Here is a 19516-nt window from a genome sequence, read left to right on the forward strand (position 1 = left end):
TCGGCGTACCGACCGGCCCGACGGACGGTCACTTCGAGAACGCCTGGAACTCCGCGATCCGCACCTGCGTACGCGCCGGGCTGGCGGTCGCGCAGTCGGTGGTGGTCGCCGGGTCGTCGTCCTGCTCGCCCGCGTAGTCCGGCCCGCCGGTGCACTGGCTGGCCAGGACCTCCAGCCGCAGGTGCGTGGCCAGCGTGGTCGGCACCGGGAACTCGCGCAGGTTGATGTCCCGCACGTACGCCCGGTACGCCCCGCCCGGGAACGCGTCCGCCGCGCTGGTGTGGATCCGCTGCCAGCTCGCCGGATCCGCGCAGTCGGTGGTCTTCGCGTTGCAGGCCGACACCGCGAACGACCGCAGCGCGCTGAGCGAGTTCTGGCTGCCCGGGTCGGCGTCGCCGGTGATCGACGGGCGCAGCATCGCGCTGACGTTGACCCGCTTCACGACCTGCGGCGCGTCGCCGGGCAGCGCCACGGTGACCTGCCTGCCGGCCACCCCGTCGAGGGAGGCCCAGTTGGTCGCCTCGGTGTCGTCGGCGATCCGGTCCAGGTTGACCCCGTCGCCGGTGATCGTCGCGCCAGAGGCGGTGGACGCCAGGTTGCGGCTCATCCGCAGGTCGACGTACCCCTCCTTGCCGGCCTTGGCGACCACGGTGAGCCGCTGGTGGCCGAAGCCGGGCGCGACGGCGAGCAGTTGGTACGTGCCGGGCACCAGCTCGATCCGGTCCGGCAGCGCCGTCGCCGGGTCGGTGTCGGCCACCGGGACCGCCCGCGCCTCGTACGCCCCGACGTACACCCGGATCGGCGCGTCGGCGCTGTCGCCCTTCGGGCGGAGGGTGAGCACGGCGTTGTCGGCGTCGGGGGCGGCGAAGCTCGGCGTCGGGTCGGTGTCGGAGGCGCCGTTGCTGGCGGCGTCCCGGCCCATCCCGGAGCGGGCGAACTCGGCCCAGAGCAGGTCCTGGTTGGCGCCGCCGAAACGGAGCAGGTCGGCGGTGAGCATGTTGTCCCGCATGTCGAGCATGCTGACCTGACTGGCGGCCTGGAGCAGGAACGAGTCGAAGACGAGCTGCGCCCAGCGCCGGTTGCCCGGGCACCGGTCCACCGTCACCCTGCCCTGCGCGCAGTCGAGCTGGCGCTGCGGGGTGCCGAGGCCGTACCGCTTCATCAGCGCGGCACGGACCCGGAAGTTGGTGGCGCTCCAGATCTCGCCGTCGGCGTGCACCGCCGGCCCGCCGGTGTTGTAGCCGACGTCGGAGTAGTTCAGCGGGCTGCGGCTGAAGTCGTGGTTGCGGATGCCGCTGACCAGGTTGCCGGTGACGTACCCGCCGGTGACGTAGGGCGTCTCGCCGGGGGCGCGCAGCCCGTGCTCGAAGAGGTACTCGGCGGCCAGCAGGTCGCTCCACGACTCGCCCATCGAACCGCCCTGGTGCCCGCCGATGCCGCTGTCCGGGCCGGCGATCATCCGGTTGGTGATGGCGTGGGTGTACTCGTGCCCGATCACCGTCATGTCGTAGTCGCCGTCGACGCAGGGCGGGTACGGCCCGCCGGCCTGCGGCTGCCACAGGTACATGTTGGTGGTCGGCGGCAGCCCGTCGCGCGGCGTGCCCTGGTTGGCGTTGTTCCGGTTGCCGCTGAGCGCGCCCTGCTGCGCGCGGCCCTGCTCGGCGTCGCCGCCCCGGCCCTGCGGGGTCAGGTTCACCGCCTGGAGGTTCCAGGTGGCCTCGGTGAAGCCGAGGTGCCAGGCCCAGTCGTGCATCCGGTTGTGCATGGCGAAGAGGTTGGCGATCGCGGCGTCGTCGTCGTTGCGCTGCGCCGAGGTGAACACCGCGGGGTTGCAGCGGGCCTGGTGCCACTGGTCGGTGAACGGGTACTCGTAGCGCCGCGCCGGGCTGGGCGTGACCGGCACGGCCGGCGTGCCGCCGCCCCAGGACCGTACGGTGTTGGCGGAGTTGCCGCGCGCGGTGCCGGTCGGCGTGCCGGTGGCCGCGTCGACGTCCCACGGCTGCCCGGTGGCCGGGTCGCGGAACGCCTCCCGGCACTCCGGTGCGGGGTCGCCGCACCAGCGCACCCGCGGGTCCTGCCCGGGGCCGAGGTCGCGCGGCGGGGTGGCCGGGAAGACGGCCCAGCTCGGGTTGTCGGAGTCGAAGTCAACGAGGTCCTCGCGGATCAGCACCTGCCCGGTGATCCCGTCGACGTAGGTGGTGAACGCCTCCGGCTGGTCGTCGTCGGCGCCGATCAGGGTCACCTCGTACGCGGCCCGGGGCCCGTCGAGCGGGGTGGGCACGGCGACGGCCCGCACGCTGTGGCTGCGGACCGCGTCGGCGGACAGGCCGGCGTCGGCGAGCGCCGCGCCGTACGCCTGCTCGTCGGTGAGGGTGGCGGGCGCCGGCGCGGCGGTGTCCCGGGAGAGCGAGGAGCTGACCGCGAGGACCGTGCCGTCGGCGACCGCGACGGTGACCAGGCCGTCGTGCCCGGCCGGCAGGGCGCCGAAGCGCTGCCGGAGGGTGACCACCGCGCCGTCGCCGATCGGCCGGACCAGCAGCCGGTCCATCGCCTCGACCGCGGCGGCGTCCAGGCCGAAGAGGTCCTGGTTGCCGGTCAGGTACGCGCGGGCGGCCGCTTCCGGGTCGCCGGGGAGGCCGGTGGCGAGCGGGGCGCGTGCGGGGCCGAGCGCGTGCGGGGTGCCGAGCCGGTTCCAGCGGACGTCCGGGTCGGCCTTGCGGGCCAGGCCCCGCTGCCGGGCGTCGGGGGCGGCGGTGCCGGGGCGGTTGTCGACGTCGGCGTGCTCGTGCCCCTCGGCGAACGGGCCGGAGCGCCGTTCGGTGGCGGCACCGCCGGTGGGGGCGGCGCCGGTGGGGCCGGCGGGGAGCAGCGCGGCCACCACCGCGGTCGCTGCCAGGACGGGAACGAGCCGGCGTCGCCGCCGGCTCATCCAGGGTGTCCACTCCGGTTGTGCCACGGGACCTCCTCGTGGGAGCGGGGGTGGCCGGCTGTCCACCGGCCGCGCGCGGTGAAGCATGCGCATCTGTGGATATCAGGCCGGGTCGGCGGGAACAAGGGCCACGCCTACTCAAGGGCCGGCCGCGATGGCGGCTGCACGGATCGTGGAGACCGGCGGTGATCGATTACCGGGAGCGCCACGGGCTCGTGGGCGACGCACCCGCGGCGCGCCACCAGGAGGGGGTGGTGGGCGCCGCGCTGTGCCGCCCTGGTGGCGGCGGGCGCGACGCGGGGGCTACGGCGCCCAGTCGGGGTCGCGGCCGAAGGCGGCGACGAGGCGGTCCTGCTGGTCAGCCTCCGCCGGCACGTCGGCCTCCGACCGGATCAGCCTGTCCCGCTGGTAGTCGCCGATCCGTCGGCCGAACCAGCGGGCGCACTCGGCGACCGCGTCGGCGTCCAGCCGGGGGTCGGCGCCGATCGCCACGGCCAGGTCCCAGCCGTGGATGAGGTGCTCCGCGACGAGCTGGTGCAGGTACTCGTCCGCCGGGGTCTCGCCGGCGGAGAGCGCGACGGTGCGCTCCAGTGCCCCGGGGCGGGTGAAGGCCAGCTCCGCCTGCGCCGCCGCCTCCCGGGCCGCCTCGACCGGATCCGGGCCGAGCACGTCGCCGTCGTAGCGGTCGCCGACCTCCTCGATCGTCCGGCCGGCGAGCAGCGGCACGCTCCACCGGTCCTCGCCGACGACGTGGTTGACCAGCGCCCGGACGTCCCAGTCCGGGCAGGGGGTCGGGTCCGACCACTGCCCGGGGCCGACCAGCTCCACCCGCTCGGTGAACTCGGCCAGGCTGCGGCGGTACGTCTCCAGCGGGTCCATGCCGACGATTGTTCCGGGTGGCCTCGGGGGCCGAGCCGTTTTGCCGGCTTCGGCCGGGGATGGCCGCATCGGCCGAGCCTGTCCGCTTCACCGCCCTCCGGTGGCATCGGTCGAGCTGGTCCGGTCCGCCGGCCTCGGGCGGTCGAGGTCAGTCGAGCTGGTCCGGGTCGAGCCCGAGTTCGCGGGCGGTGACCAGGCGGACCCATTCGGCGAACTGGCGGCGGGAGATCACCCGGTCGTGCACCGCGAGCTGCACCGCCAGGCCGTCCATCACGGCGCTGATCCGCCACGCGGCGCCGGCCGGGTCGGCGCACTCGAAGGTGCCGTCGCGAACGCCTTCCGAGATCACCGCCGCGAGGTCCTCCCGCCAGCGCAGGTCGAGCCGGCGGGAGACCTTCTCCAGCTCCGGGGTGCGCAGCGACTCCGCCCAGCCGTCGATCCACATGGCCCACGACGTCGCCCGGCCGGCCGGCGTGTAGAGCTTCACGATCCGGCGCAGCTTGGCCAGCGGCGGGGCGCTGGACCGCATCACCGCGTCCAGCCGGGCCAGGTCCTGCTCCACCGCGTACGCGAACGCCTGCGCGAGCAGCCGGTCCTTCGTGGCGAAGTGGTAGAAGACCAACGCCTGGCTCACCCCGGCCGCCTGCGCCACGTCGGCCGTGCGGGTGTTGGCCAGGCCCCGCTCCACGATCACGTCACAGGCCGTGCGCAGCAGGGCATCCAGGCGGATTTCGGCCGCACGTCTCGTCACGCCGTTACCGTAGCGCATCAGCTTGAACACGAGGCGTCACCGATCACGGCCCGTCCGCCCTCCCGAGAGTCGGAAGCCGGACAGTTCGCCCACGCCGCGACCGGCGCCGCGGCCGACCCGCTCTTCGCCTGGACCCGGGGAGAGTGGCTGGGCAGCCTCCTAGGAAGCTCAGGGGTGGGTCGGCCCGCCACCGTCGGACGCGCCGAGAACCACCCCGATTTGGCAACCGCTCGCCGGCTCGGCTAAAGTTCTCACCCGTCACCGGTTAACGCCGGAGACACGCGGACGTAGCGCAGCTGGTAGCGCATCACCTTGCCAAGGTGAGGGTCGCGGGTTCGAATCCCGTCGTCCGCTCGGAGATGCCGCCACGCATGACGGGGGCAACCTCGGTGGGGTGGCCGAGAGGCGAGGCAACGGCCTGCAAAGCCGTGTACGCGGGTTCAAATCCCGTCCCCACCTCGGCAACAGACGAGGGCGATTGGCGCAGTGGGAGCGCGCTTCCTTGACACGGAAGAGGTCACTGGTTCAAACCCAGTATCGCCCACCAGAACGAAGGCCCGTCACCATTCGGTGACGGGCCTTCGCCGTTCCCGGACGCCGCGCTGCGCCGAGCCTCCGCCGCGCACAAGGCACTGCCGTTCGGACCGCCACCGTTCGCGGGCCGCGCCCGGATCGCCCCGGTGCACCCGGAGCCACGGACGACCACGGCCGCCCGCCCGCGGTGTCGTCGCGGACTGGGCGGCCGCACCCCCCGGAGCCGGCCGGACGCGTCCCCCGTTGCGGCGCGTCCGGACGTCGGTCGTCAGCTCACCGGATCGCCGGTCGGGCTCAACTGGTGGCGTCCTCGCCGCCGTCTCCCGTCAACGGTAGGGAGCACCGCCGGCCGGACGCGAGGACCGATCCGCACAGCGACGGCACCGGCGGTGTCGGGCTGCACAGCGACCGCAACCGGCGCCGCTGCTCGGGGGCGCGCGGGCGGGAGGCCACCGGCGGTCAGGCGGGCGGCCACCCGGCCGGATCGTCGACCAGGCCCGCGTCGGCGGTCGCGTCGAGGGTCCGCAGGGCAAGCCAGAGCTCGTGCCGGGCGCTCGGCCCGCGCAGCAGCGAACGCCCCAGCGCCTGCTCGGCCCGGCCGAGGCGTTTGCGTACGGCGGACACCGAGACGCCGAGCGCGGCGGCGGTGTCGGGCAGTCGCGCCCCGGCGCGCAGCCACGCCCGTACGGTGACCAGGGCGACGGGCGTCCCGCCGGCCTCCAGGGGTGCGAGCTGGCCGCGCGCCCAGAGGCGCAGGGCGGGTGTCGCCAGCAGCCGGTCGAGGCCGACCCACCGGTCACCGGCCGCCGCCCCCTGCCCGAACGCGTCGTCCGCGCCACCACCGACGACGGGCGGCGCCTCCGGCGCGTCTTCCGGGGTCGCGGCGGAACCGAGCAGGTGCAGGGCCAACCATGCGACCGACTGGTCGGAGATCCGGGACAGGTCGAGCCCGAGGCGGTCGCGCAGCAGCGCCAGCCGGGCCGCCAGGGTGTTGCGGTGGATCCGCAGGTGCCGGTGGGCCGCGCCGTCGAAGGCGAGCCAGGAGCCGAGGGTGGCGAGCAGTTCCTGCCCGTCGGGATCGATCCGTCGGGCCGGCCGGTACGACAGGCACGGCGCCAGCAGCGTCCGCGCCCAGTCCTGCCCCGCGGCGCCGAGCAGGGCGCGCAGCTCCGTCGCCCGGTCGAAGCGACAGTGCCCGTCCGGCCCGTTCCGGGCCACCGCGAGGGCGTGGAACGCCTGCTCGTAGCCGGCGGCGGTGCGGCGCAGCGGGACCGGCTCGCTCACCCCGATCCGCGTCCCGGGCACCCGTCCGGTGACGAGTCTCCCCAGCGCGTCCGCGTCGCCGGCCTCTCGCGGCCCGGCGCGGTCCGGGGCCGGCACCAGCGCGATGAGGTGCCGGGAGCGGACCGGGCAGGGCACCACCCAGGCCCGCCCGCCCAGCGCGCGGGTCACCTGCCCGGCCGCCTCGCCGCGTCGCCGGGGCGCGCACTCGACGACGCACACCCGGACCAGGTCGGGCAGGTGGGGGCGCAGTGCCGCGGCGATGCGCCGGGCCGGTGCCACGTCGCCGACCATCAGCAGGTGCAGCACCGCCTCCCGGCTGCGGACGTCGCCGGCGGCGACCCGCCGCCGGGCCCGCTCCGAGCGTTCCAGCCGCCAGCAGAGACCGAGGACGCGCGCCGCGTCGGCGAGCAGGTCGCCGGGGAGCGGGTCCACCGGATCCACCACCGCGAGCCAGGGGGCGGGCTCGGTCCCGCGGTCGGGGTCGCACCCCGCGCCGTCGTCGGGCTCCCCGGCGCCGAGGGAGACCAGGTGGACGGTGGGCGCGCCCGTGCCGCCCCACACGGCCGCCGGCGTGCCGCGTCCGTGCAGCTCGGGTACGGCGCGGGCGGCGGTGCCCAGCACGGTCCGGTCGAGCGGGTTCCGGCCCGGGTGGACCGTCAGCAGGGCGCCGTCCACGCCGATCAGGGCGGCCGCGGTGGATCGACGGGCGAGCGTGTCGAGGACGGCCCGGACGGGATCGGGGCCGGCGGCGAGGCGGGTCATCGCGACGACGGCCTCGGCGCGCTCGGAGCGGACTCGCGACGGCTGTCGCCCGGGCGTTCGCGACCCGTCCTGCTCCGTCCGCACGACAGCAGACGGTAGTACCCGGGTGGCGCGGGTCACGAGGAGAGGCGGCGGAGGGGTGACGCCCGGCACGCCGGCGCTCCCGCCCCTCGGGGAAGCCGTCGGCCGCGCGGGGCGGTCGGTTCGTTGGTTCAGAGCGGCGGGGCGATGTCCCGGCGCTCCTCGACCCGCCGGTACTCCACCGGCTCGGTCGTGCTGACCACCTGGCGGCGGCGTCCCCAGATGAGCGTGGTCATGATCAGGCCGAGCACGCCGGCCGCCATCAGGATCCAGCCGACGATGTCGAGGTCGATGCCGCCGAGGCTCGCGTCGAGCGCGAAGGTGAGGATCGCGCCGAGCGCGATCAGGAAGATGCTGGTGCCGATACCCACGACAGCCTCCTTGGTCAGGGGATGTGGTGTGCTGTCGATGGAGGTCAGTACCCCGTCGCTGACCAGCGCAACCATCGGCTGCGCGGGAACCGACGCGGCGGCCGGCGGGGCGGCGTGCCGGGCGATCTTGCCGTCGGGTAGAGTTCCTTCCGTCGCCGGGGAACGCTGGCGGCACGCGGACGTAGCGCAGCTGGTAGCGCATCACCTTGCCAAGGTGAGGGTCGCGGGTTCGAATCCCGTCGTCCGCTCGCATCCTGCCCCTGCCGGCCCGGTCTGCCGGGCCCGGGTGGCCACCACGGGCGATTGGCGCAGTGGGAGCGCGCTTCCTTGACACGGAAGAGGTCACTGGTTCAAACCCAGTATCGCCCACCAGATGATCCGCGAGGCCCGTCACCGTCGTCGGTGGCGGGCCTTCGTGCTGTCCAGGTGTACGGAGGGGCGGTGTGCTCCGCCACCCGTGTCTCCCGCCGCCCGCCGGATCTTCTGCCCTGGGCAGATCCGCTCACCGTGAACAGGGGGCCGGACGACCGGTCCGAGCCGGCACAGTGGAGCCCATGAGACTGCTGGTGTTGGGTGGGACGGGTTTCGTGGGCGGCGCCACGGTCGCCGAGGGGGTGCGTCGGGGCTGGTCGGTGACGGTGTTCAACCGGGGCCTGCACGGCGCGGCGCCGCAGGGCGTACGCCGGTTGCGGGGTGACCGGACCGCGCCCGGCGGTCTTGCGGCGCTGGCGGACGGCGAGTGGGACCTGGTGGTCGACACCTGGGACGGCGCGCCCCGGGCGGCGCGGGACGCCGCCCGCGCGCTGGTCGACCGCGTCGGCAGCTACGTCTACGTCTCCAGCGGCTCGGTCTACGCGCAGCCGGTCGTCGACGGGGTGGGCGAGGAGGCCCCCGTGGTGGACGCCGAGTCGGACGCCGACGACGGCGACTACGCGCACAACAAGGCCGGCGGCGAGCGGGCCGTGCGGGAGGTGTTCGGCGACCGGGCGCTGCTCGCCCGGGCCGGGCTGATCCTCGGGCCGGGGGAGGACATCGGCCGGCTGCCCTGGTGGCTGGAGCGGATCGCCCGGGGCGGGGAGGTGCTGGCGCCGGGCCCGGTCGACCTGCCGTTGCAGTACGTCGACGTGCGGGACCTGGCGGGCTGGATGTTGGACCGGGGCGCGGAGGGGCTGGGCGGGGCGTTCAACGTGGTGAGCCGCACCGGGCACGCGACCATGGGCGACCTGCTCGACGCCTGCGTCGCCGTCACCGGCGCCGACGCGCGGCTGCGGTGGACCGACCCGGAGCCGATCCTGGCTGCCGGGGTGGTGCCGTGGAACGACCTGCCGGCCTGGATCCCTGCCGGGCACGAGTACCGCTGGTTGCAGGAGCGCGGCGTCGAGAAGGCGTACGCGGCCGGGCTGACCTGCCGCCCGGTGGCGGAGACGGTCGCGGACACCTGGGCGTGGCTGCGGAAGGTGGGCACGGTTCCGCCGCGGGCGGGCCGGCCACAGCGCGCCCCGGTCGGTCTGGCCCCGGAGCGGGAGGCGGCGCTGTTGTCGGCGACGGGCCCGGCCCGGGCCTGATCCTGCTTCGACACCCCCGGCCCGACGGCGGCCGTCCACTGTCCTGGGTGGATGGTCGTCGTCGTGCTGCCCGGAAAGCGTTCACCGTGGGTGGTTTCCCGGCGCCGGGCGGGCGGCGAACGTTTCCGGTAGTCCCGAACGACCAGGATGGTGTTCGTCCCTTGAATTCACGCAAGAACACTATGCGGATGCGGCAATGGCTCGAAGACGCATGGGCTCATGTCCGCGTTGCTCGAATCCTGTCCGAAGGGGAGGACGGCCCTCCATTGCCGGATCGCGACGTGCTCGCCGAAGTCGCGGAACCCACGGCGTTGGAGAAGCTGCGGACATTGACCACGTCAGGTGAGGTGTTGAAAGACATCTGCAGGTGTCCTGGTGATCTCACGCTGGCCCTGCACGACGCCGACGACGTTCTCATCGGCTCCGCGTCGGTGCACCCGGGTGCGATCGCCTGGCAACGCGACCGGTTCGGGGCCGATCTCGCCACCTCGAATCCAATCGACCTGGAACTCTTTCTTTCGGGGTTGGGTGTTCAGGGCGGCTCGAGGAGCCTGTTGAGTGAGATGATCACCGCCCTGGAATTGGAAGAGGGGGACGTCCAGTTCAGGCCGGCCGGCGACGCTGCGGCGTTGGTGCGACGTCGTGTGCCCGAGGCCCTGCACGACGAGTTGCGCGAACTGTCGGGCGACCAGGCGGCCAACATCGATCAGACGTCGATCACACGGATGATCGACAAGATGACGCGGTCGGAAGCTGATCCGGCTGCGGTGGTGCGCCCGTTGCTCGCCTGGTTGGGCACTGCCACCTGGCCAGCCGAAGCCATCGCGGGTGACGGAGAGCTCGCCCGCCGCCTCCCGCTAGATCGTCGAAGGACGCTCAATGGGATCGCAGTGGAAGCTGCGGCGGGCAGCCCCCGTTCGTATACGTCGGAAAGCGAGCGGGGGCTGGTCATGACCGCCTGACCGGCACGTCCAGCACCTCGTCCACCTCCCGGCGTGGGGTCGGCCAGCCCGGCTGGCCGTACCCGACGCGCATCACCATCTGCGGCGTGCCGAACCGCCCCAGCGACAGCCGCAACCGCTCCCGCGCGCTGGGCACCTCGATCGGCTGGGACAGCATCGACACCGCCAGCCCCGAATCCGTCGCGGTCAGCAGCACCCGCTGCAACGCCTGGCCGGCGACGACCTGGTCGACGGCGGTGTTGCCGGGCGAACCGAGCACCACGACCAGCGGCTCCGGCTCGAAGTCCCGCCCCGGCGCCCGGTCCAGGCCGCCGAAGCCCCGGGAGGGCAGCAGGTCCTGCGGCTCGCCCAGCGGGCCGCCGGACGCGACCGGCACCCCGTCGGGGGCGGGGGCCGAGCGCACCCACTCCTGGCGTTCGGCCACGTACGCCGGGTCGCGTTCGAGGACCCGGTGGGCGCTGCGGGCGATCTCGGCGAACGCGTTGACGGCGCTGACCCCGATCAGCAACTCCAGCCAGCAGTGCTCGGCGCGGGCCGCCTCGGCCAGCCGCCAGCGGGCGTCGGCGGGCACCGGGTCGGGCCAGAACGGCGCCCGGTTGCTGAACCGGCGGGGGATCGCCGCGTGCAGGGCCTGGTCGGCGGGGGTGGGGTGGCGCGGCACGTCCGGGACCAGCCGGGCCACCACGTCCGGCTCCGCCGGGTAGGGACGCAGCCGTACGGTCGCCGGGGCGCCGGCCGCGGCGAGGGAGAGCCGCAGGTTGAACAGCGCCGCCCCGCAGGCGATCCGGGCGCCCCAGCCGTTCGGGTCGGTGGCCGGCAGGCGCCGGGCCGGGTCGACCAGCACCTCGATGCCGCCGTCGCGCAGCCGGAACCGCCACGGCTGGGTGTTGTGCAGCGACGGTGCCCGTACGGCGTCTGTCGCGGCGGCCCGTAGCTGCTCGACGGTGAAGCCGGTGTCCATGATTGTGCTCCTTCCGTGGCAGGTCGTGCCGCCCCCGTCCGGGACACCTCCACGGTGCGTCAGCGGGGCGGGGCGCGGGCAGGGCCGGACGTCCCGTCCCGCCGGGCCCGACCGGCCCCGTCCCAGGTCAGGGGCCTTCGGCCCGGCGGGCTTCGTCGCAGGTCAGGGGCCTTCGGCCCGGCTGGCTCCGCCGACCCGCCCACGGGCATCCCGGCGGAGTGGGGCCGGACGACGGCCTGGACGAGCCGGTTCGGGACCTTCGGCCCGTGCGAAAACCGGTGGGAACGGGGTAGAAACGAGGGATGATCCGCGTGTTTCTGCTCGACGACCACGAGGTCGTCCGTCGTGGCCTGGCCGACCTGCTGCAGAGCAGCGGTGACATCGAGGTGGTGGGCGAGTCGGGCCTGGCCCAGGAGGCAGCCCGCCGCATCCCGGCCCTGCGGCCGGACGTGGCGATCCTCGACGCGCGGCTGCCCGACGGCAACGGCATCGACGTGTGCCGGGACGTCCGGGCCGTGGACTCGTCGATCAAGGGCCTGATCCTCACCTCGTACGAGGACGACGAAGCGCTCTTCGCGGCGATCATGGCCGGCGCCGCCGGCTACGTGCTCAAGCAGATCCGCGGCACGGACCTGGTCGACGCCGTGCGCCGGGTGGCGGCTGGCCAGTCGCTGCTCGACCCGGCGATCACCACCCGCGTGCTGGAGCGCATCCGCAGCGGCGTCGAGCAGCCCCGCGAGCTGAAGTCGCTCACCGAGCAGGAGCGGCGGATCCTGGAGTACGTGGCCGAAGGCCTCACCAACCGGGAGATCGCCGGGAAGATGTTCCTGGCCGAGAAGACGGTGAAGAACTACGTCTCCAGCGTGCTGGCCAAGCTCGGCCTGGAGCGCCGCACCCAGGCCGCCGTCCTCGCCACCCGGCTCCTCGGCAAGACCCGCTGACCGACCCCGGTACGCCGCCCGCGCCGCCGTCCCACCCGCCCCCTTCCTCGCCGATCTTGCACCTTCGGCCCCTGATACGCGCCATATGCGCCTTTTGCTGGGGCCAAAAGTCCAAGATCGCGCACGAGGGCGGGGCGGGGACGGGGGCGCGGGGTTAGGCGGGCAGGGGGACGGACCAGTGGAGTTCGGTGCCGTGGGGCTCGGCCCGGCGTACCTCGAACTCGCCGCCGTGACGTTCGGCGCGCTCGCGCAGGTTGACCAGCCCGCCGCGCGCGGCGGCCGGGTCGCAGCCCACCCCGTCGTCGGTGACGGTCAGCGTCACCCTGCCAGCGTCGACGAGCACCGCAACGGTCATCCGGGTGGCCTGGGCGTGGCGTACGGCGTTGGAGAGCGCCTCCCGCAGCACGGCGGTGACGTCGGGACGGATCTCGTCGGGGACGGCGCTGTCGATCGGCCCGGTCAGCTCCAGGTGGGGCCGGTAGCCGAGTGACTCGGCGGCCACCTCGACCGCCTCGCGGATCTCGGTGCGCAGCGCCGCGCTCATCGGGGTGCGCAGCTCGAAGATGGTGCGGCGGATGTCCTTGATGGTGGCGTCCAGGTCGTCGACCGCCGCGTTGATCCGCTTGGCCAGCTCCGGCCGGGCGGCCATGGGGGCGGCGCTCTGCAACTGCAGGCCCGTGGCGAAGAGCCGCTGGATGACCACGTCGTGCAGGTCCCGGGCGATCCGCTCGCGGTCCTCCAGGACCACCAGAAGCTCCCGTTCCTCCTGCCCGCGGGCCCGTTCCATGGCCAGCGCGGCCTGCCCCGCGAAGCTGCCCAACAGGGCCATGTCGTCGTCGGTGGCCACGGGCAACCGGTCGGGGCGGTGCGCGATCACCAGCACGCCATGCAGGGTGTCGGCGGTGGCCAGCGGGGAGACCACCGCCGGCCCGGTGCTCAGCAACGCCGGCCAGGGCGCGGCGTGGGCCAGGTCCGCCACCTGGTCGTGCCGGCCCTCGGCGACGGCGGCGGCGAAGCTCGTCTCGGCCGCGGGCAGCACCGTGCCGACCAGCGCGCCGGCCTGCTCGTCCGCCCCGTCCACCACCTCGACGGTGAACTCCTCGGCGTCGGGGTCGTAGAGCAGGACCAGCGCCACCTCCGCCTCGGCGACCTCGCGGGCGCGCCGCGCCACCAGCGCCAGCGCGTCGGTGCGGCGCACCTCGCCCAGCAGCACGCCGGTGATCTCGGCGGTCGCCGCGAGCCAGCGCTCCCGCCGGTGGGCCAGCGCGTAGAGGCGGGCGTTCTCGACCGCCACGCCGGCCGCCGCGGCGAGCGCGACCACGATCTCCTCGTCGTCCTCGGTGAACTCCGCGCCGCCCTGCTTCTCGGCCAGGTAGAGGTTGCCGAAGACGTGGTCGCGGATGCGCACGGGCACGCCGAGGAAGCTGTGCATCGGCGGGTGGTGCGGCGGGAACCCGTAGGACTTCGGGTGCTGGGTGATGTCGGGCATCCGCAGCGGGCGCGGATCGTCGATGAGCAGGCCGAGCACGCCCCGCCCGTGGGGCAGGTCGCCGATCTTCGCGTGCAGCTCCGCGTCGATGCCGTGGGTGACGAAGTCGTGCAGCATCCGGTCGTGGCCGATCACGCCGAGCGCGCCGTAGCGGGCGCCGGCCAGCTCGCAGGCCGCCTCCACGATGCGTTGCAGGGTGCTGCGCAGATCCAGGTCGCTGCCGATGCCGACCACCGCGTCGAGCAGGGCCCGCAGCCGCTCCCGGCTGGTCACCACCTCGCCGACCCGGTCCAGCATCTCCTGGAGCAGCTCGTCGAGCCGGATCCGGGACAGCGGGCTCAGCCCCAGGGAAGGGGTCACGTGCGGTTCGTACGGCGGGTTCGGTGCGCTGGCGGCCACCGGGCGATGGTATCTCCCGGTGGCCGTGGCCCAAGGCGCGCGCTACGCGCCCCCGGAGCGGACCGCCGACGTGTCCACCACCTGCCGCACCTCGAGCCGCGGGGTGTGCGGCGGGCCGGCGTGCGCCGGGTCCGCGATCCCCAGCCGCAGCACGAGGTACGGGTAGCCGAGGCCGGCCAGCAGCCCACGCAGCGTCTGCCGGGTGCCCGCCACCTCCACCACGCCGCTCAGCGGCACCACCGACACCCCGAGCCGGGTGGCGGTCAGCCAGGCGGCCGAGAGCGCCTCGCCGGCGCGCAGCCAGCTGTCCGGCTCGTCCTCGTCGCCGTAGAGGAGCCCGTACACGGCGGCCCGGTCGTGCCCCGGACCGACCGGCAGGGTGCCGGGGCGGCCGAAGTCCCGGGCCGGCACGGTGGTCTGCGGCGCCTCCTCGGGCAGCACCTCCGGCGGCAGGCCGGTGCCGGATCCGCTCCGGCTGGTCCAGTACTCCAACTCCTCGCGCAGCTGCGAGTCCTCCGCCTCGACCGTCGCGGCGTGGCTGGCGACGGCGGCCAGCTCCAGGATGTTGTCGCGGTCGAGGAACTGGAGCTGGCACCCCTCGGCGGCGACCGCCGCCGCGATCCGCCCCAGGGTGTCGGTCGGCACCGGCTCGTCGCTGACCGGGCGCCGGTCCGTGTGCCGGACCTGCATGCACTGCACCAGGCGCATGGCCTCCGGGTCGGCCTCCACGCGGCCCAGCCCGGTCAGCCGGGCGAGCAGATCAGGGGCGTCCGGGTCCGGCATCCGCTCCACCACGGCCGTCCAGCCCTCCGCGGTCAGCGCCACCCGCGCGTGGTGCAGCGCCGCCCCGCAGCTGTACGCCACCAGCCGACCCTCCGGGTCCGTGGCGGTCAGCCGGGGATCCCGGACCACGCGCAGCTCCAGCGCGTCCGGCAGCACCCGCCACCGCCACGGCTGGCTGTTGTGCACCGACGGCGCGTGCCCGGCCGTCGCGGCGGCCTCCGCGAGGGCGGTGGCCAGCGGGCGGTCCCTGGCCGGCGTTTCGTGGCTCATCGTCTCGACCCTTCCGTTTCTCCCCATCGTGCCCCAGCCCGACGCTGCCCGGACCAGGTCCCCCTCCTCTCACCGCTCGCGGACGACCGCCACCGGGCAGTGGGCGTGCTGGATGAGCTGCTGGCTGACCGAGCCGAGCAGCATCCCCTTCAGGCCGCCCCGGCCGCGGGTGCCGACCACCACCAGGGACGCGTTGCGGCTGGCGTCGACCAGCAGGGACGCCGGGCTGCCCGCCGCCACCTGTACCTCGACCTCCACGTCGGGGAAGGTCCGGCTCCAGCGGGCCAGCGGCTCGTCCAGCTCGGCCCGGTCGGCGGCCGCCGCCTCCCGCGCCTCGGGATCCGACGGCGGGCGCTGGACGGCCCCCGGATGCCAGGCCCGCAGCACGTGCAGCGGCAGCTCCCGGGCGGCCGCCTGCTCGTACGCGAAGCCGAGCGCCACCAGCGAGCACTCCGAGCCGTCGACGCCGACCACCACGGGCCCCGCCCGCCCGCCCGCGGCTGCCTCCTGGCGGACCACCACGACCGGGCAGTGCGCGTGGGCCGTGACCGCGACCGCCGTCGAACCGACGAGCAGCCCGCCGAAACCGCCGTGCCCCCGCGTGCCCAGCACCAGCAGGCCGGCCCGGGCCGAACGCTCCTGGAGCACCACCGTGGGCGGCCCGTCGAACACCTCACCGGCGACGGTCAGTTCCGGGTGCGCGGCGATCGCGTCCGCCGCCGCCTTGCGTACCAGCTCCTCGACCTGCCGGCGGGCCGCCTCGTCCGGCCAGATGCCCGGGGCGATGCCGGGGCCGACCCAGCCGGCCACGGTGACCCACTCGAAGACGTACGCCAGCCGGACGGGGCGTCCGCTGCGGCTGGCCTCCTCCAGCGCCCACTCCAGCGCGACCGAGGCGTCGGGGGAGCCGTCGTAGCCGACCAGGATCTCGTTGCCGCTCATGCCTCACCTCTCAGACCGGCGTCCGTCTCGCGGACCCAGCGCCATTCCGCGACCCGAGGGTCGTCCTCGCCGTACCGGCGGGTGTGGTCCCGGCAGGACTGGCGCGCGTCGACCATGTCCTGCCGCAGGTGGGCGGCCCGGGCGGCCAGCCCCGGCACCCGGTCGATCACGTCGATGACCAGGTGGAAGCGGTCCAGGTCGTTGAGCATCACCATGTCGAACGGCGTGGTGGTGGTGCCCTCCTCCTTGTAGCCGCGCACGTGCAGGTTTTCGTGGTTGGTGCGGCGGTAGGTCAGCCGGTGGATCAGCCACGGGTAGCCGTGGTAGGCGAAGATGACCTGCCTGTCCCGCGTGAAGATCGTGTCGAACTCCTTGTCCGACAGCCCGTGCGGGTGCTCCGTCGGGGGCTGCAGGCGCATCAGGTCGACCACGTTGACCACCCGCACCTTCAGCTCCGGCAGGTGCTTGTGCAGCAGGTCGGCGGCGGCCAGCGTCTCCAGCGTCGGCACGTCGCCGGCGCAGGCGAGCACGACGTCCGGCTCCTCGCCGCCGTCGGTGCTGGCCCAGTCCCAGATGCCGATGCCCCGCCGGCAGTGCATGACCGCCTCGTCCATCGACAGCCAGTTCGGCGCGGGCTGCTTGCCGGCCACCACCACGTTGATGTAGTGCCGGCTGCGCAGGCAGTGGTCCATCGTCGAGAGCAGGGTGTTCGCGTCCGGCGGCAGGTAGACCCGTACCACCTCCGCCTTCTTGTTCATCACGTGGTCGATGAAGCCCGGGTCCTGGTGGGAGAAGCCGTTGTGGTCCTGCCGCCACACGTGGCTCGACAGCAGGTAGTTCAGCGACGCCACCGGCGTGCGCCACGGGATGCCCCGGGTGACCTTCAGCCACTTGGCGTGCTGGTTGACCATCGAGTCGACGATGTGGATGAACGCCTCGTAGCTGGTGAAGATGCCGTGCCGGCCGGTGAGCAGGTACCCCTCCAGCCAGCCCTGGCACAGGTGCTCGGAGAGGACCTCCATCACCCGCCCGTCCGGCGAGAGGTGCTCGTCGCCGGGCACCGTCCCGGCCATCCACGCCCGGTCGGTGACCTCGAACGCCGCGCCCAGCCGGTTCGAGGCGACCTCGTCCGGGCCGAAGAGGCGGAACGTCTGCGGGTTGGCGGTGATCACGTCGCGTATCCACGGGCCCAGCGCGCCCGTGGCCCCGGCCACGGTCTCGCCGGGCCGCTGCACGTCGACGGCGTAGTCGCGGAAGTCCGGCAGCCTCAGGTCGCGCAGCACCAGCCCGCCGTTGGTGACCGGGTTGGCGCTCATCCGCCGCTCGCCCGTCGGGGGCAGCTCGGCCAGCTCGGCCACCGGCGCGCCGGTCGCGTCGAAGAGTTCCTCCGGGCGGTAGCTGCGTAGCCAGCGCTCCAACTCGGCCAGGTGCTCTGGGTTCTTACGTACCTCCGCCAGGGGCACCTGGTGCGCGCGGTAGGTGCCCTCCACCTGCTTGCCGTCGACGTCCCGCGGCCCGGTCCAGCCCTTCGGCGTACGCAGGACGATCATCGGCCAGCGGGGCCGCTCGACGGCGCCGCCGGAGCGGGCCCGCCGCTGGATGTCGGCGATCTCGTCGAGCGCCCGGTCCAGCGTGGCGGCGAGCGTCTGGTGCACGGTCGCCGGGTCGTCACCGGCCACCACGTACGGCTGGTAGCCGAAGCCGCGCATCATGTCCAGCAGGTCGTCCTCGGGAATCCGGTCCAGCACGGTCGGGCTGGCGATCTTGTAGCCGTTGAGGTGCAGGACGGGCAGCACCGCCCCGTCGCGGGCCGGGTTGAGGAACACGTTGGACAGCCAGCTCCCCGCGAGCGGGCCGGTCTCCGCCTCCCCGTCCCCGATGACGCAGGCGACCAGCAGGTCGGGGTTGTCGAACGCCGCGCCGTAGGCGTGGCTCAGCGCGTACCCCAGCTCGCCGCCCTCGTGGATCGAGCCGGGCACCTCCGCCGCCACATGGCTCGGGACGCCGCCGGGGAAGGAGAACTGGCGGAACAGCCCGGCCATGCCGGCCTCGTCGCGGCCGATGTGGTGGTACCGCTCGCTCCAGGTGCCCTCCAGCCAGGTGTTCGCGACGATCGCCGGGCCGCCGTGGCCGGGACCGGTCACGAACATGGCCCGCAGGTCACGGGCGACGATCACCCGGTTGAGGTGGGCATAGAGCAGGTTCAGGCCGGGGCTGGTGCCCCAGTGGCCGAGCAGCCGCGGCTTGACGTGCTCGGGCGCCAGCGGTTCGCGGAGCAACGGATTGTCCAGCAGGTAGATCTGCCCCACGGTCAGGTAGTTCGCCGCCCGCCAGTAGGCGTCCAGCCGGCGCAGCTCGTCTCGTGTCAGGGGGCTGTGCAGGTCGAGAGCGGTGTCCATACTGCATGAGCCTCTCGCGGATAGGGGAATCCTGCATCCTCGGAGCGCGGATTCGTCCGGGCCGGTCCCAGCTTCGCAGGTCGGCGCCGATGTGGATCAGGGCCGTTGGTCCCGCGCCGGGCGGGCGCTACGCCCCGTCCACCGGCACCCCCGTCAGCCCGCGCACCACGATCACCGGCGCGGGGGAGTGGTAGAGCAGCGCCTGGCTCACCGCGCCGAGCATGCCCCGCCACGGCTCGTCGCCCCGGGCGGCGACCAGCGCCACCTGCGCCGAGCGGGACTGCTCGACCAGGACGGTGCCGGGGTCGCCGCGGATCGTGTGGCACTCCGCCGGCACCGACGGGAACCGGCGCGCGCAGCGCGCCACCAACCCGACGAGCAACTCGGGATCCTCGGTGCCGTCCTCCGGCTCGACGACCCGGACGGCCAGCAGCCGCGACTCCCGCCGGGCCGCGCACTCGAACGCCCACTCCAGCGCGCCCAGGGAACTGGTGGAGCCGTCCACTCCGACCAGCACCGGGCCCTGCGGCGGCGGATCCCGGCGGGCCACCAGCACCGGGCATCCGGCCCGGGCGGCGAGCTGCACCGCCGGCGCGTCGGCCGGCACGCAGTCGCCGCATGCCGCCATGCCGGCGTCCCCGATGGCGAGCAGGAACGCCGACTCCGACCGGCGGACCAGGGTGTCGACGACGGCACCCTCGACGATCTCACCGCTGACCGGCACCGCCGGCGCGACCTCGGCGGCGACCTCGGCGGCCCGGGAGATCAGCTCGTCGGCCTCGGCGCGCGGCCCGGCGATCGACGGGGCCTTCAGTGCGGCCGTCCAGTCGAACGCGTGCAGCAGGCACAGCGGGTGACCGTGCGCGGCGGCCTCCTGCGCGGCCAGCCTGACCACCGGCAGGTTGCGCTCCGAGCCGAGCCCGACCAGCACGGCCGCCTCGGTGGCTGCGGCCATCCGGCATCACCTCCGCAGGCGTCGCGCCCGGCCCTGCTGTCGAGGCTAGTACCGGCGGTGGGGCCGCGGGGTGTGATCGGCGGTTGCTCTGCGTCGTGGCTCGCCGGCTTGGTGGCGTTGTGGCTTGCTGTGCGGTCGTGGTGGGGGTGTGGCTTGTTCTGCGCTCGTGGTGGGGTGTGGGTTGTTCTGCGGTCGTGGTGGGGTGTTGGGTTGCGGTGCGTGGTGGTGGGGGTGTGGCCCGCCGTGCCCGGCTCCGGGC

14 protein-coding genes and 5 tRNA genes are annotated in these 19516 nt (G+C 74.4%); 8 read left to right on the plus strand and 11 right to left on the minus strand.

Going from position 1 to position 19516, the window contains the following annotated elements:
* Positions 1–28: 28 nt before the first annotated feature.
* The 3 genes from ACGF5C_RS02170 to ACGF5C_RS02180 form a co-directional block, all read right to left on the minus strand.
* Positions 29–2956 (minus strand): M36 family metallopeptidase, encoded by a 2928-nt coding sequence (locus ACGF5C_RS02170; protein WP_393295886.1) that lies wholly within the window; start codon positions 2954–2956, stop codon positions 29–31.
* Positions 2957–3232: 276 nt separating this feature from the next.
* Complete coding sequence (locus tag ACGF5C_RS02175) at positions 3233–3808, minus strand: TIGR03086 family metal-binding protein (RefSeq protein ID WP_393295888.1); 576 nt, start codon at positions 3806–3808, stop codon at positions 3233–3235.
* A 148-nt stretch (positions 3809–3956) separates the two neighbouring features.
* The gene (locus tag ACGF5C_RS02180) at positions 3957–4559 is read right to left on the minus strand and encodes a TetR/AcrR family transcriptional regulator (RefSeq protein WP_393295890.1); all 603 of its coding nucleotides are present in this window, start codon (positions 4557–4559) and stop codon (positions 3957–3959) included.
* 281 nt (positions 4560–4840) lie between these two features.
* Here ACGF5C_RS02180 and ACGF5C_RS02185 point away from each other — a divergent pair.
* From ACGF5C_RS02185 to ACGF5C_RS02195, 3 genes are all read left to right on the plus strand, one after another.
* A tRNA-Gly gene (locus ACGF5C_RS02185) sits at positions 4841–4913 on the plus strand.
* A 34-nt stretch (positions 4914–4947) separates the two neighbouring features.
* A tRNA-Cys gene (locus tag ACGF5C_RS02190) sits at positions 4948–5018 on the plus strand.
* Positions 5019–5031: 13 nt separating this feature from the next.
* Positions 5032–5106, plus strand: a tRNA-Val gene (locus ACGF5C_RS02195).
* A 446-nt stretch (positions 5107–5552) separates the two neighbouring features.
* Here ACGF5C_RS02195 and ACGF5C_RS02200 read toward each other — a convergent pair.
* Both ACGF5C_RS02200 and ACGF5C_RS02205 read right to left on the minus strand, forming a co-directional pair.
* Positions 5553–7223 carry a helix-turn-helix domain-containing protein gene (locus ACGF5C_RS02200; RefSeq protein WP_393295892.1) on the minus strand — a complete coding sequence of 557 codons (1671 nt, stop codon included), beginning with the start codon at positions 7221–7223 and terminating at the stop codon, positions 5553–5555.
* A 128-nt stretch (positions 7224–7351) separates the two neighbouring features.
* Positions 7352–7591 carry a DUF6458 family protein gene (locus ACGF5C_RS02205; protein WP_357696420.1) on the minus strand — a complete coding sequence of 80 codons (240 nt, stop codon included), beginning with the start codon at positions 7589–7591 and terminating at the stop codon, positions 7352–7354.
* A gap of 175 nt (positions 7592–7766) precedes the next feature.
* Between ACGF5C_RS02205 and ACGF5C_RS02210 the strand changes: the two genes are divergently transcribed.
* The 4 genes from ACGF5C_RS02210 (at position 7767) to ACGF5C_RS02225 (ending at position 10118) form a co-directional block, all read left to right on the plus strand.
* A tRNA-Gly gene (locus tag ACGF5C_RS02210) sits at positions 7767–7839 on the plus strand.
* Between the two features lie 49 nt (positions 7840–7888).
* A tRNA-Val gene (locus tag ACGF5C_RS02215) sits at positions 7889–7963 on the plus strand.
* A 182-nt stretch (positions 7964–8145) separates the two neighbouring features.
* A complete protein-coding gene (locus ACGF5C_RS02220) occupies positions 8146–9156 on the plus strand; it encodes an NAD-dependent epimerase/dehydratase family protein (protein ID WP_393295894.1) in 1011 nt (336 codons plus the stop codon).
* A gap of 188 nt (positions 9157–9344) precedes the next feature.
* On the plus strand, positions 9345–10118 hold the full coding sequence (locus tag ACGF5C_RS02225; RefSeq protein WP_393295896.1) for a hypothetical protein: 774 nt from the start codon (positions 9345–9347) through the stop codon (positions 10116–10118).
* Here the strand turns inward: ACGF5C_RS02225 and ACGF5C_RS02230 are convergent.
* The gene (locus ACGF5C_RS02230; RefSeq protein WP_393295898.1) at positions 10105–11079 is read right to left on the minus strand and encodes an Acg family FMN-binding oxidoreductase; all 975 of its coding nucleotides are present in this window, start codon (positions 11077–11079) and stop codon (positions 10105–10107) included. The genes ACGF5C_RS02225 and ACGF5C_RS02230 overlap by 14 nt on opposite strands.
* A 302-nt stretch (positions 11080–11381) precedes the next feature.
* Here ACGF5C_RS02230 and ACGF5C_RS02235 point away from each other — a divergent pair, with 302 nt between their 5' ends.
* Positions 11382–12020, plus strand: a complete 639-nt coding sequence (locus tag ACGF5C_RS02235) for a response regulator transcription factor (protein WP_350711705.1) — start codon at positions 11382–11384, stop codon at positions 12018–12020.
* Between the two features lie 154 nt (positions 12021–12174).
* Here ACGF5C_RS02235 and ACGF5C_RS02240 read toward each other — a convergent pair whose 3' ends face one another.
* The 5 genes from ACGF5C_RS02240 to ACGF5C_RS02260 form a co-directional block, all read right to left on the minus strand.
* Positions 12175–13851 (minus strand): GAF domain-containing protein, encoded by a 1677-nt coding sequence (locus ACGF5C_RS02240; RefSeq protein WP_393295952.1) that lies wholly within the window; start codon positions 13849–13851, stop codon positions 12175–12177.
* Positions 13852–13950: 99 nt separating this feature from the next.
* Positions 13951–14961, minus strand: coding sequence for an Acg family FMN-binding oxidoreductase (locus ACGF5C_RS02245; protein ID WP_393295901.1), 1011 nt, complete (start codon positions 14959–14961; stop codon positions 13951–13953).
* 69 nt (positions 14962–15030) lie between these two features.
* Positions 15031–15903 (minus strand): universal stress protein, encoded by an 873-nt coding sequence (locus tag ACGF5C_RS02250; protein WP_393295903.1) that lies wholly within the window; start codon positions 15901–15903, stop codon positions 15031–15033.
* A complete protein-coding gene (locus tag ACGF5C_RS02255) occupies positions 15900–18302 on the minus strand; it encodes a phosphoketolase (protein WP_393295905.1) in 2403 nt (800 codons plus the stop codon). The genes ACGF5C_RS02250 and ACGF5C_RS02255 overlap by 4 nt, the downstream gene beginning before the upstream one ends.
* A 127-nt stretch (positions 18303–18429) precedes the next feature.
* Positions 18430–19257: a universal stress protein gene (locus tag ACGF5C_RS02260; RefSeq protein WP_393295907.1), complete on the minus strand. Its 828-nt coding sequence runs from the start codon at positions 19255–19257 to the stop codon at positions 18430–18432.
* Between the last annotated feature and the right edge of the window lie 259 nt (positions 19258–19516).

The sequence above is a fragment of the Micromonospora sp. NPDC047620 genome, assembly GCF_043205005.1.
GTDB lineage: Bacteria > Actinomycetota > Actinomycetes > Mycobacteriales > Micromonosporaceae > Micromonospora.